The 12,278-nt window shown below is 34.2% G+C and carries 12 protein-coding genes; 10 read left to right on the top strand and 2 right to left on the bottom strand.

Features of this window, described 5'->3' with window-relative positions; all coding sequences use genetic code 11:
- Positions 1 to 3: 3 nt before the first annotated feature.
- On the top strand, positions 4 to 1,527 hold the full coding sequence (gene zwf / locus BN2628_RS02345) for a glucose-6-phosphate dehydrogenase (protein ID WP_044230569.1): 1,524 nt from the start codon (positions 4 to 6) through the stop codon (positions 1,525 to 1,527).
- Positions 1,524 to 2,228 carry a 6-phosphogluconolactonase gene (gene pgl / locus BN2628_RS02350; RefSeq protein WP_044230570.1) on the top strand — a complete coding sequence of 235 codons (705 nt, stop codon included), beginning with the start codon at positions 1,524 to 1,526 and terminating at the stop codon, positions 2,226 to 2,228. The genes zwf and pgl overlap by 4 nt, the downstream gene beginning before the upstream one ends.
- 6 nt (positions 2,229 to 2,234) lie before the next feature.
- Here the strand turns inward: pgl and trmD are convergent, their stop codons facing one another.
- Entirely contained in the window at positions 2,235 to 2,915 is a 681-nt protein-coding gene (trmD, locus tag BN2628_RS02355; protein WP_044230571.1) for a tRNA (guanosine(37)-N1)-methyltransferase TrmD, read from the bottom strand.
- A gap of 148 nt (positions 2,916 to 3,063) precedes the next feature.
- Here trmD and ligA point away from each other — a divergent pair, with 148 nt between their 5' ends.
- From ligA to BN2628_RS16690, 4 genes are all read left to right on the top strand, one after another.
- Positions 3,064 to 5,067: an NAD-dependent DNA ligase LigA gene (ligA, locus tag BN2628_RS02360; protein ID WP_044230572.1), complete on the top strand. Its 2,004-nt coding sequence runs from the start codon at positions 3,064 to 3,066 to the stop codon at positions 5,065 to 5,067.
- A gap of 27 nt (positions 5,068 to 5,094) precedes the next feature.
- Positions 5,095 to 5,634, top strand: a complete 540-nt coding sequence (locus tag BN2628_RS02365) for a DUF6913 domain-containing protein (RefSeq protein WP_044230573.1) — start codon at positions 5,095 to 5,097, stop codon at positions 5,632 to 5,634.
- A gap of 42 nt (positions 5,635 to 5,676) precedes the next feature.
- Positions 5,677 to 6,570 (top strand): 4-hydroxy-tetrahydrodipicolinate synthase, encoded by an 894-nt coding sequence (gene dapA, locus BN2628_RS02370; RefSeq protein WP_044230574.1) that lies wholly within the window; start codon positions 5,677 to 5,679, stop codon positions 6,568 to 6,570.
- A gap of 97 nt (positions 6,571 to 6,667) precedes the next feature.
- On the top strand, positions 6,668 to 7,129 hold the full coding sequence (locus BN2628_RS16690; RefSeq protein ID WP_044230575.1) for a DUF4293 domain-containing protein: 462 nt from the start codon (positions 6,668 to 6,670) through the stop codon (positions 7,127 to 7,129).
- Between the two features lie 73 nt (positions 7,130 to 7,202).
- Here BN2628_RS16690 and uvrA read toward each other — a convergent pair whose 3' ends face one another.
- Positions 7,203 to 9,992 (bottom strand): excinuclease ABC subunit UvrA, encoded by a 2,790-nt coding sequence (uvrA, locus tag BN2628_RS02385; RefSeq protein WP_044230576.1) that lies wholly within the window; start codon positions 9,990 to 9,992, stop codon positions 7,203 to 7,205.
- Positions 9,993 to 10,214: 222 nt separating this feature from the next.
- On the opposite strand from uvrA, the gene BN2628_RS02395 reads away from it, so the two are divergent.
- From BN2628_RS02395 to BN2628_RS02410, 4 genes are all read left to right on the top strand, one after another.
- Complete coding sequence (locus tag BN2628_RS02395) at positions 10,215 to 10,424, top strand: YtxH domain-containing protein (RefSeq protein WP_021930360.1); 210 nt, start codon at positions 10,215 to 10,217, stop codon at positions 10,422 to 10,424.
- Positions 10,425 to 10,544: 120 nt separating this feature from the next.
- The gene (locus tag BN2628_RS02400) at positions 10,545 to 10,922 is read left to right on the top strand and encodes a phage holin family protein (RefSeq protein ID WP_044230578.1); all 378 of its coding nucleotides are present in this window, start codon (positions 10,545 to 10,547) and stop codon (positions 10,920 to 10,922) included.
- A complete protein-coding gene (locus BN2628_RS02405) occupies positions 10,919 to 11,170 on the top strand; it encodes a hypothetical protein (RefSeq protein WP_021930358.1) in 252 nt (83 codons plus the stop codon). The genes BN2628_RS02400 and BN2628_RS02405 overlap by 4 nt, the downstream gene beginning before the upstream one ends.
- A 103-nt stretch (positions 11,171 to 11,273) precedes the next feature.
- Positions 11,274 to 12,278: TlpA disulfide reductase family protein (locus tag BN2628_RS02410; protein ID WP_055095924.1), on the top strand; the 1,005-nt coding region annotated here is incomplete at its 3' end.

A 12,278-nucleotide genomic window follows, 5' to 3' on the forward strand; every position in this document is an offset into this window, starting at 1 on the left:
ATTATGAAAAAAGCAGAAAATCAAATATTAGTTATCTTTGGAGCTTCTGGTGATTTGACCCACCGAAAATTATTACCTGCGCTTTTCGAATTATATTCTAGGGACTTACTTCCAGAAAAGTTCCAAGTTATAGGAGCGGCCAGAACTCCTCAAAGTACTGACGAATTTAGGAATAAGCAACAAGCATTTATTTCTGAAGTTCTAAAAATTTCAGACTATTCCCAATTGTCTAAATTGGCAGACTTCCTTCAATTGATAAATTACATTGATTTTGATACTGATGATGCCAAGCAATATCAAATATTGAAGGAAAAAATAATTTTTCTTGAAGAAGAATACAATATACCGGACAATATTATTTACTATTTAGCTGCACCTCCTGCTATGTATGATATTATACCTGTCAATTTACAAAAATGTGGTATGAATGTAAGCTTGTCCGGTGGAAGCCGAAAAATAATAATAGAGAAACCTTTTGGATATGATTTAGAATCAGCGCAAAGACTAAATCATTTGTTAGAATCGATTTTTCATGAATCCGAAATATTCCGTATCGACCATTATTTAGGAAAAGAAACTGTGCAGAATATTCTTGTTCTCCGATTTTCCAACGGAATTTTTGAACCATTATGGAACCGGAACTATATTGACTTTATAGAGATTATATCTACAGAAACATTAGGTGTCGAAAACAGAGGTAAGTACTATGATATTGTCGGAGCATTAAGAGATATGGTACAAAATCACTTAATGCAACTAATGGCTTTTATTGCCATGGAACCTCCAGCCACATTTGATCCAGAATCAATTCGGGACGAAATCGCCAAAGTTTTCAAAGCTTTACATGTATATTCTCCTGAAGAAAGAGTTCACAATATAATACGAGGACAATATATGGAAGGTGATATAGACGAAAAAAAGGTAATTGGATATCGCCGTGAAAAAAATGTTGCCCCAAACTCCAATACTGAAACATATATCGCTATGAAACTAATGATTGATAACTGGAGATGGGGAGGGATTCCATTTTTCATCTATACAGGAAAACGTTTGAAAGAAAAACGGACAGAGATTATTATTCATTTCAAATCGACACCACAACAACTCTTTATCGGACAGTGCTCAGGAAGCTCATGTAATCAACTCATTATTAAAGTTCAACCGGATGAAAGTATTTTATTAAAATTCGGACTAAAGATTCCAGGAGCAGGATTTGAAGTCAAGCAAGTCAGTATGGATTTCAAATATAATACATTGAGTAAAGAAAAACTTCCGGATGCATATGAACGTCTCTTGTTAGACGCTATGTTAGGAGATTCGACTCTATTTTCTAGAAATGATGCATTAGAGGCCAGTTGGAAATTCATTGATCCTATAGAAGAAGAATGGAAAAAACATCCATCCAAAGACTTATGTTATTATAAAGCCGGTAGTACTGGTCCTGCCATAATCAGTAATTTTAGGGAACAGACATTCAGATATATTCGGAATGAGTGTGAATTGCCTATACGAAACGAAATGCAATGAAAAATTTAAGAAGATATCATAATACAGACATCCTTTTTAAGTCTCTAACACAAGATATAAAGGAAAAAATGGATTTGGACCTGAATTCTCTTTTTTATTTAGCTATATCTGGAGGAAATACTGCTATAAAGATGTTCGATTATTGGATAAACAAGAATCTTATACCTATATCATGGGAACGGATACGGTTCTTTTGGGTTGATGAACGCTGTGTTCCGCCAAATAATTCAGAAAGTAATTATTTTCAGGCGAAAAAGCATTTATTTGAACCGTTGAATATACCTATGGAACATATTTTTAGAATCAAGGGAGAAAAGAATCCACATGAAGAAGCCTCAGAATACGGAAATCTAATAAACAATTTAGTCCCTCACAAAAACAACAAGCCCGCATTTAATACCGTAATCTTAGGTACGGGTCTCGATGGCCATACTGCATCGATATTTCCAAATAACTTATCATTATTAACGAATAATGATAATTATGCTGTCGTTCAACATCCGGAAAAACCACAAATGAGAATATCCATGACAGGAACATTGATATTAAATGCTGACTCTATAATATTGCCAATTGTAGGTAAAGAGAAAAAGGATATTATAAAAAAAATAATATCCGATGATAAAGAGGACTTATACCTTCCTGGTAATTATATTTACAAAACAGCGAAGAATATAACTCTGTATCTTGAATATATATAGTAAAAGTCATTCATCTTCTAATAAGTCAGGACGCAGACGACGAGTACGTTCTACGGACATATCATGCTCCCATTCTTCTATTTTTCGTTGATGCCCCGACAATAGTATATCTGGAACTTTCCATCCTTTATATTCTGATGGTCGAGTATATATAGGCGCAGCCAAAAGATTATCTTGGAATGAATCGGACAAGGCCGATTGTTCATCGCCAATCGCCCCCGGAATTAACCTGATGATGGCATCGCACATTACAGCTGCAGCTAACTCTCCCCCTGTAAGGACATAATCACCTATCGATATCTCTTTTGTTATAAGGTGTTCCCGAATGCGGTAATCTATTCCTTTATAATGACCACACAAAATTATCAAATTTCCAGCCATAGACAAGCGATTCGCCATAGACTGTTTAAATTGCTCTCCATCGGGAGAGGTAAATATTACTTCATCGTAAATGCGTTCACTTTTTAGTTTACTAATAGCCCTATCAACAGGTTCTATTTGCATCACCATTCCTGCTGTTCCTCCGAAAGGGTAATCATCTACTCGCCGATGCTTATTGGTTGAATAATCTCGAAGATTATGGACAAAAATTTCTGCCAGGCCTTTATCTTGGGCTCTTTTCAATATAGAACAGTTCAAGGGACTATCGAGCAATTCCGGTAAGACTGTAATGATATCAATGCGCATGTAATCAATTTTTCTTTTGCGCAAAATTAACTTTTTGAATCGGGCTACGCAATCTTTTTATTTGTTTCTTTTTTATGAAGAATAAATAGAACAAAAATATGCGATAAACAGTTTTTCTCTATATTTGCATAAGAGAAATATAATTCTGATGGATGAAATAAAAAATAAAATTGACGAGCTCAGACAAAAGCTTAATGAGCATAATTATAACTATTATGTGTGTAACTCACCAACTATATCAGACCGAGACTTTGATATGATGATGGACGAATTACAAAAGCTGGAAGAAAAATATCCCGAATTTAATGATCCGAATTCTCCAACTCAAAGAGTGGGAAACGATATAAATAAATCATTTTCTCAAGTCGAACATAAATATCCGATGCTTTCTTTGGGTAACACCTATACAAAAGAAGAGGTAGAAGCTTTCTATGAACGTGTTAAAAGTGGACTGAACGATAATTTCAAAATCGTAGGAGAATTGAAATATGATGGGACATCGATTTCTCTTACTTATATTGATGGGAAATTGGTACGTGCTGTTACCCGGGGTGATGGTGTCAGGGGAGATGATGTTACTGAAAATGTAAAGACCATCCGAAGTATTCCTTTACAATTGAGAGGAAGCAATTATCCAAAAGAATTTGAAATAAGGGGTGAAATCCTTATGCCTTGGACTGTATTCGAAGCACTGAATGAAGAACGGGAGAGACAGGAAGAACCTCTTTTTGCCAATCCTCGTAATGCAGCGGCCGGAACTCTTAAATCTCAAAATTCTGCAGTTGTAGCTTCTCGAAATTTAGATGCATATTTGTACTATATATTAGGTGATGGACTTCCGTCAGATAGTCATTATGAAAACTTGCAAATAGCTCGTAGTTGGGGATTTAAGATTTCTGATGCAATGAAGGTCTGTGATACGCTCGATGATATGATGAGTTTCATCGATTATTGGGATATTAACCGAAAGAATTTGCCTGTTGCAACTGATGGTATAGTATTCAAAGTATCGTCTCTTTTACAACAGAAAAATTTGGGTTATACAGCAAAATCTCCACGATGGGCCATTGCTTATAAATTCCAAGCAGAACGAGCTATAACACGATTGAATTCTGTGTCTTACCAGGTTGGACGTACGGGGACGATTACCCCCGTAGCCAATCTCGAACCAGTACAACTATCAGGAACCATTGTCAAAAGGGCATCTTTACACAATGACGACATTATTCAGTCTCTTGACTTACATATTGGTGATATGGTATATGTCGAAAAAGGGGGAGAAATCATTCCTAAAATAACGGGGGTCGATAAGGATACAAGAATGCTAATCGGTGAGAAAGTTCATTTTATAAAGCGCTGCCCGGAATGTAACACACCATTAATCAGATATGAAGGAGAAGCTGCACACTATTGTCCAAATGAAGACGGTTGTCCTCCTCAGATAAAAGGTAAAATTGAGCATTTTATCAGTCGGAAGGCGATGAATATAGACGGTTTGGGACCGGAAACAATAGACCTTTTTTACCGTATTGGATGGCTAAAAGACGTATCAGACCTGTATCATTTAAAGGAAAATGAAATTGCCGAGCAAGAAAGATTGGGGGAAAAGTCGGCAAAAAATATAGTCGAGGCTATCGAAAATTCAAAGAATGTTCCATTCGAACGTGTTCTTTTCGCTTTAGGTATTCGTTTTGTAGGGGAGACTGTTGCAAAAAAGTTAGCAAATGCTTTTATAAACATCGATGCCTTAATGAATGCTTCAGAAGAGGATTTAATATCTGTCGATGAAATAGGAATCAAAATAGCACAAAGCATACATAAATATTTTGAGAAAGAAGGTCATCTAAGCCTTATATCCCGACTAAAAGATGCAGGGTTGCAATTTGCGCTTTCCCGAGAAAGATTAGAAAATCAATCGGATAGATTAAAGGGTGCTACTATTGTTATTAGTGGTACATTTAATCATCATTCACGTGACGAGTATAAATTATTAATAGAGCAGAACGGAGGGAAGAATACAGGATCAGTATCTGCTAAAACCTCATATTTATTAGCTGGCGAAAACATGGGGCCGGCAAAACTTGAGAAAGCAAAAAAATTGGGAATAAAAATTATCTCGGAGACTGACTTTTTGGAAATGATACAATCATGACTCTTTATAAATGAAAAACCATAAAATATGCTGTCATATTTAATTAAAAGAGAAATAAAAAAACAATTAAAACGCTCGACAATAAAGCGAAAAAAGAGATTTTTGGATTATAGAGATGTTGACGCTATAACTTTTATGGTTGAACAGAGACAATTAGAAGAACTAAAACCTCTAATGCAAAGTTTCTTATTGGAGGGAATACAAGCTTCAATAGTCGTACTGAATATTGCAGGTATTCCGATTGACCCGGAATATCCGGCAGTTTCTATTATCGAAATACGAGCTGAAAATACAGTTAAGCAAAAGATGCTTCCTAATAAAGAAATAGTGAAACGCTTTATTAGTATTCGCCCGTCAGTTGTTTGTGATTTAACCACTCAAGAATTTTTGCCTCTGTTATATCTATTAAGTATCTCAATGGCAACGATGAAAATCGGAATAGAAAAAGGGGAGCTCCCTCTCTTTGATTTTATGCTAAAACCTTTAGATGAAAATTCATCGTATGAGTTAGCTAAAAATTTGTTTTTTTATTGGAAGAGCATTGATATAAAAAATAATAATTCGTAATTTTGAGGCCGCTTAATTAGACTTTTTGAATCAAAAGGATATATGACACAAATTAATTTAAAAGGAATGGGCGTAGCCCTGATTACCCCTTTCAAAGAAGACGAATCAGTAGACTATGATGCTCTTTCCAGGCTAATTGAATACCAGATTAAGAATGGTGTGGATTATCTTGTTGTATTAGGAACCACAGCAGAAACACCCACCTTGACAGAAGAAGAAAAAGACAAAATTCTACAATTGGTTATCGAACGAATAAAAGGACGCGTGCCCATTGTGTTGGGACTTGGAGGGAATAATACTAAAGGAATCGTAGACACATTAAAAAATAAAAATTTCACAGGAGTCGATGCAATTTTATCTGTAGTACCTTACTATAATAAACCATCTCAAGAGGGGATTTATCAACATTATAAAGCGATTGCTTCAGCAACAAAACTACCTGTTATTTTGTATAATGTCCCGGGACGTACAGGTGTAAATATGACTGCGCAAACGACTCTGAGATTAGCGAACGAATTTGACAATATCGTAGCTATTAAAGAAGCTTCAGGAAATATCACTCAAATGGATGATATTATAAAGCATAAACCGAAAGACTTCATGGTTATTTCAGGTGACGATGGTATAACATTCCCGTTAATTACGTTAGGAGCTGTTGGGGTAATTTCTGTTATAGGAAATGCATTTCCTAAAGAATTTAGTCGTATGGTACGATTGGCAATAAATGGAGATTACGACAATGCCCTTCAGATTCACCATCGTTTTACTGAACTATTCGAACTTTTGTTTGTAGACGGAAATCCTGCAGGGGTAAAAAGTATTTTAAGTGTAATGGGATACATTCAAAATAAATTACGATTACCATTAGTTCCGACGCGGATAACCACATTTGAAAAAATACGTGAAGTTTTGAACAAATTGAATATAATCTGTTAAACATTAAACAAAGCAAAATTATAATCTATTGTCAATAATCAACATTTATCTTATAATTATGTTGAATAGATAAAACAATATTTACTCAAATATTATTATGATACAAAGAATTCAATCTATATTTTTATTAATTGTAGCGGCTTTAATGGTTACATTAATCTTCATGCCCTTGGCAAGTTTCAATACAGTAAATGCATCTTTTGAGTTTATGTCATATGGTGTAGTTTCTTTGGGTGAACCTTCATTTACAGCTGTTACAACTTGGTCACTTACAACACTTTTATCTCTTTCAGGTATATTGGCATTTATATCCATCTTCTTTTACAAGAAAAGATCATTACAAATACGGTGTTGTCAATTTAACTTTTTATTAATATTGGCTTTTTATTTGGTCTTTTTTATTTATTGGTGGACTATACAGGATGACCTTGCTGCTCAAAGTATCGCATTGGAGGCGTCTTTAACAATGCCTATTGCCGCCTTGATTTTGGATTATTTAGCTATGAAAAAAATAAAACAAGATGATGATTTGGTAAAATCTATGGATCGCATTAGATAAAAGTAATCTACATAAAATAAGGCCCGGGACTATCAAGTATTTCTGGGTCTTATTTTATGTAGAAACTATCGTATCATGCCAACTTCTCTTTTAAGAATTTTCCAGTATAGGAATTGGAACAATTTGCGACATCTTCAGGCGTACCCTCACAAACTAGATAGCCACCTTTATCTCCACCTTCAGGCCCCATATCTATGATATAATCGGCACATTTGATAACATCCATATTATGCTCAATTATAATCACAGTATGGCCTTTATCTATCAGTGCATTAAATGCTTTCAATAAAGTCTTTATATCATGAAAATGTAGTCCGGTTGTAGGTTCGTCAAATATAAAAATCGTAGGCTCCAATTTTTCATTACTTAAAAAGTATGCCAACTTAACTCTTTGGTTTTCACCACCAGAAAGAGTAGAAGATGATTGCCCTAACTTTATGTAACCTAATCCTACATCTTGCAACGGTTGTAACCTTTTAATAATTTTATTTTCAGTATTACCCGGATAGGCAGAAAAGAATTCAATTGCCTGATTTATTGTCATATCCAAGACATCATTGATATTTTTTCCATGATATTCGATTTCCAACACCTCTTGCTTAAATCTTTTTCCATGGCAACTTTCACATTCCAATGTAATATCTGCCATAAATTGCATTTCCACAGTAATCGTACCTTCTCCTTTACACTCTTCACAGCGCCCACCTTCTACGTTAAAGGAAAAATAAGCTGGGGTAAACCCCATTTGTTTTGCTCCCTGTTGTTCTGCAAATAATTTTCGGATTTCATCATAAGCCTTTAAATATGTAGCAGGATTTGAACGGGATGATTTACCAATAGGATTTTGATCGACAAACTCGATATGTTTCATAAAGTCGATATCTCCAGAAAGTTTATTATATGTTCCCGGCAATTCACTTCCCTCATCATAATAACGTGATAATGCCTTAAAAAGAACATCTCTGACCAATGAAGATTTGCCAGAACCACTAACTCCCGTCACCACAGTCATTACTTGTAAAGGAAATGAAACATTTATATTTTTTAGATTGTTATGAGCTGCACCTTCAATATTGATTGACATATTCCACGGTCGCCTGTATTCAGGTATATCTATGATTTCTTCACCTGTCAGATACCGAACAGTATAGCTTTTCGATGCCCTTTTTAAATTTGACAAATCTCCTTGATATACGACTTCACCACCTAATCTACCTGCTTTCGGTCCTATATCTATAATATAATCAGCAGCTTTTATTATATCTTCATCATGCTCTACAACAATAACCGTATTTCCTAAATTTTGTAATTTTCGTAATACTTGTATCAATAATCCAGTATCCCGAGAATGTAAACCGATACTGGGCTCATCCAATATGTAAAGAGACCCGACCAAACTACTACCTAATGATGTAGCCAAATTTATTCGCTGGCTTTCCCCTCCGGATAAGGTAGACGATAAACGATTAAGTGTCAAATATCCCAAACCCACATCAAGAAGGAATGTAATACGGCTGTTTATCTCGGTTAATAGTCGCTTTGCAACGGACGTATCGTATTCATCCAACATAAGTTCGTCAAAAAAAACTTTCAGTTCAGTAATCGGTAATTGTACCAATTCTGAAATAGATTTACCTCCAATCTTAACATATTGAGCTTGAGGCTTCAATCTACTTCCTTTACAATCCGGACATAATGTTTTCCCCCGATATCGGGCTAGCATTACTCTATATTGAATTTTATATTGATTTTCTTCCAACATGCGAAAAAAATCATTTATTCCTTCAAAATATTCGTTCCCGTTCCATAATAATTCTTTTTGCTTTGATGTCAATTGATAATATGGTCGATGAATGGGAAAACCTATTTTTTCAGAAACACGAACAAGCTCTTTTTTCCATTCGCTCATTTTTTCTCCTCGCCAGCAAACTACAGCATCCTCATATACAGATAAAGCCTTATTGGGTATTACCAAATCTTCATCTATACCGATAACTTTACCAAAACCCTCACAGGTAGGGCATGCACCCACAGGACTATTAAAACTGAACATTAGATCATTCGGCTCTTCAAAAATAATTCCATCAGCTTCGAATCGTTTAGAAAAAAAATGTTCTTCAGTCTTATTGTTTGATATATAGAATTTTACAATACATTCTCCGCCTCCTTCAAAAAATGCTGTTTCTACAGAGTCAGATAATCGGCTTATTGTATCATTATTTGAAGAACAGCTCAAACGGTCTATCAACAATCTTATACTTCCCTCGTCAAGATTGTCTGTATTATTTTTTATCTCTTCAATTCTAAGTATTTTGTCTTGATATTCTATACGATTGTAACCTTCTTTCAACAAAACATCCAATTGGGAGTCCAACGATCGCCCCTCAGGTAAATGAATAGAGGTCAATATTGCAAAACGTGTACCTTCGGGATAAGAAAGCATACATTTAACAACATCTTCGACTTGATGCTTCTTTACTTCTTTCCCTGAAACTGGAGAGATGGTCTTTCCAATACGAGAATAAAGTAATCGTAGATAATCATAAATTTCTGTAGAGGTTCCTACTGTAGAACGAGGATTGCGAGTATTGACTTTTTGTTCTATGGCTATAGCTGGTGGAATACCTTTTATAAAATCACACTCAGGTTTACTCATACGCCCCAAAAATTGTCTAGCATATGCAGACAAACTTTCCACATAGCGACGTTGGCCTTCTGCATATAGAGTATCAAAAGCCAATGAAGACTTACCTGAGCCAGATAATCCCGTAATTACAACTAATTTATTTCTTGGAATTTCAATATCTATGTTCTTTAGATTATTTACTCTTGCTCCTTTTATAAAGATATTGTTCTCTGACATAATTAGGCATCCATTTTATAAAGAGTACAAAGATAATACAAATCCATATTTTCGTTATATTTAGATACAGCTCTTTTAGTTAAAATTACAGATAATTTTAACTTACCGCATATAAATAACGAGGAAATAAAATATATTAAAAAAAGTGACATATTTCTGAACAAATGAGGTATATACTCTTGTTTTTTATTTATATTTGTAATAACACTAAAAATCATAGTTATGAAAAATTTATCAGCTTTATTTGCATTTTTAGGAGGTGCCGCTGTAGGTGCTACATTGGGCATTTTATTTGCTCCAGAAAAAGGAATTGATACTCGTCAACGCATTGTTCGTATTTTACGTGAGAAGGGTATAAAACTCAATCGCAAAGAGATGGATGAGCTTGTTGACCAAATTGCAACCGAAATTAGTGGAGGCAGTGAAGAATAAATATCTGCCGAATTATATCCGGCATTATAAGATGGTATTGTAATGCCGGATAAATTTAATACACTTGATTACAAATTGTTGATAGTGAAAATGAAATAATCCTAATAAAAATCAATCGTAATGTCCGAAGTGGATACTAAACAATCATCTGTTCACCGAATAATTTCCGAAATAAAAAAATACCTCATATTACAACGGGACTTATTAAAAGTAGAAGGAGTAGAAAAACTTACAGTATTAGTCACTGCATTTTTACTACTCATGCTGTTTGTAATATTAGGAACAGCTGCACTATTTTATTTTCTTTTTGCATTTGCGTATATATTGGCTCCTCATGTAGGAGGATTAACTGTTAGTTTTTTAATTATCGGATGTATTCCTCTTTTGTTATTAATTATTTCCTTTTTCTTCAGGAAACAATTGATAATAAATCCAATTGTAAGATTTTTAGCAGGCTTATTTTTGATAGATTCTGACAAACAAAATTCTGAACAATGAACCTGAGCGATAAAAATGGAAAAATTACATTTGATTCTTTAGTATCTTACAAGCGGAATTTGAAAAATCAAATTGCCGAGCAACAAGTAAAATTGCAAGAATCTTATCATCAACTGACTGCACCGTTTTCGCGCCAAGCAACAACTTCATCTTTCATGGGTACATTCGCTAAAAGCGTCGCAATATTTGATGGTCTTATGTTTGGATTTCGGATGTTTCGAAAAATTCGGAATATATTCCGCCGCTAAATTTCATATTATATTCTCTTTTATACATAGTTAATTTACAAATTCTTAAAAACTTTATTCCTTATTATTTTGTTTTGAATACATAAATTAAAAAAGGTAAACTATGTATTCAAAAATAATATCAGGAATATTGATATTAACTATAACATTATCTTGTTCCGATAACTATAATATAGAAGGTACTATCGACTCTATTGCTAATGGCGATATCGTTATTTTGCAAAAGCAGCAGGGCCAGTCGTTTATAAATATCGACAGTGCCCACATCAAAGATGGACATTTTTCATTTAAAGGTAGGCAAGATACCGCAACAATGGCTCTTATCTCCATATCGGGTAAAGATAAACTTCCTTTTACCCCACTTCTTTTTATTCTTGAAAATGGAAATTTAAGAGCCCGAATAGATACATTATCTTCTATTTCAGGTACAGAATTAAATGATAAATTCCAAAACTATATGGATGATAGGTCATTTCTCGATATAAAACTAGAACAGCTGAGCCGGCAATATGTCACAACATACGTAAAGGGGCAATTAACAGATAGTTTGTTTGTTAGATTGCAGAAAGAATTTGGAGAATATGAAACTCAACTAAAAGATTTGACACGAAACTATATTTTAAACAATACTAACAATATTTCTGGTGTATATTTATTTATTCAGAACAGTTTTCTTTTTCCTCCCGAAACCCAAAAAGAGATTATTGAAAATGGGGGAGAATTTTTTGAGCATAACCCAGCAATTCAAACATTTTCAAAATTGTTATCTATGAACAAAAATGTAGAAATCAGCATGCCTTATATCAATTTGAAAATGCAAACTCCGAGTGGTAGCCCTGTTACTTTATCTGATTACATTCAAAAAGGAAAATATGTTCTAATTGATTTTTGGGCATCTTGGTGTGCACCTTGTCGTAAACAAATGCCAGAATTAATAAAAATATACGACCGTTTCAAGAATAAAAATTTCGAAATTGTTGGTGTATCATTTGATAATAGCAAAAATGAATGGGTAGAATATATAAATGACATGAAAATTTCATGGCCTCAAATGTCCGACTTAAAAGGATGGGATTCCGACGCAATTATGCTATATGCCATTCAAGGA

It is taken from the genome of Gabonia massiliensis, from assembly GCF_001403595.1.
Lineage (GTDB): Bacteria > Bacteroidota > Bacteroidia > Bacteroidales > Coprobacteraceae > Coprobacter > Coprobacter secundus.

Coding starts and splice junctions, on each gene's coding strand:
- zwf (WP_044230569.1), top strand. CDS start 4: ATGAAAAAAGCAGAAAATCAAATATTAGTTATCTTTGGAGCTTCTGGT.
- pgl (WP_044230570.1), top strand. CDS start 1,524: ATGAAAAATTTAAGAAGATATCATAATACAGACATCCTTTTTAAGTCT.
- trmD (WP_044230571.1), bottom strand. CDS start 2,915: ATGCGCATTGATATCATTACAGTCTTACCGGAATTGCTCGATAGTCCC.
- ligA (WP_044230572.1), top strand. CDS start 3,064: ATGGATGAAATAAAAAATAAAATTGACGAGCTCAGACAAAAGCTTAAT.
- BN2628_RS02365 (WP_044230573.1), top strand. CDS start 5,095: ATGCTGTCATATTTAATTAAAAGAGAAATAAAAAAACAATTAAAACGC.
- dapA (WP_044230574.1), top strand. CDS start 5,677: ATGACACAAATTAATTTAAAAGGAATGGGCGTAGCCCTGATTACCCCT.
- BN2628_RS16690 (WP_044230575.1), top strand. CDS start 6,668: ATGATACAAAGAATTCAATCTATATTTTTATTAATTGTAGCGGCTTTA.
- uvrA (WP_044230576.1), bottom strand. CDS start 9,992: ATGTCAGAGAACAATATCTTTATAAAAGGAGCAAGAGTAAATAATCTA.
- BN2628_RS02395 (WP_021930360.1), top strand. CDS start 10,215: ATGAAAAATTTATCAGCTTTATTTGCATTTTTAGGAGGTGCCGCTGTA.
- BN2628_RS02400 (WP_044230578.1), top strand. CDS start 10,545: ATGTCCGAAGTGGATACTAAACAATCATCTGTTCACCGAATAATTTCC.
- BN2628_RS02405 (WP_021930358.1), top strand. CDS start 10,919: ATGAACCTGAGCGATAAAAATGGAAAAATTACATTTGATTCTTTAGTA.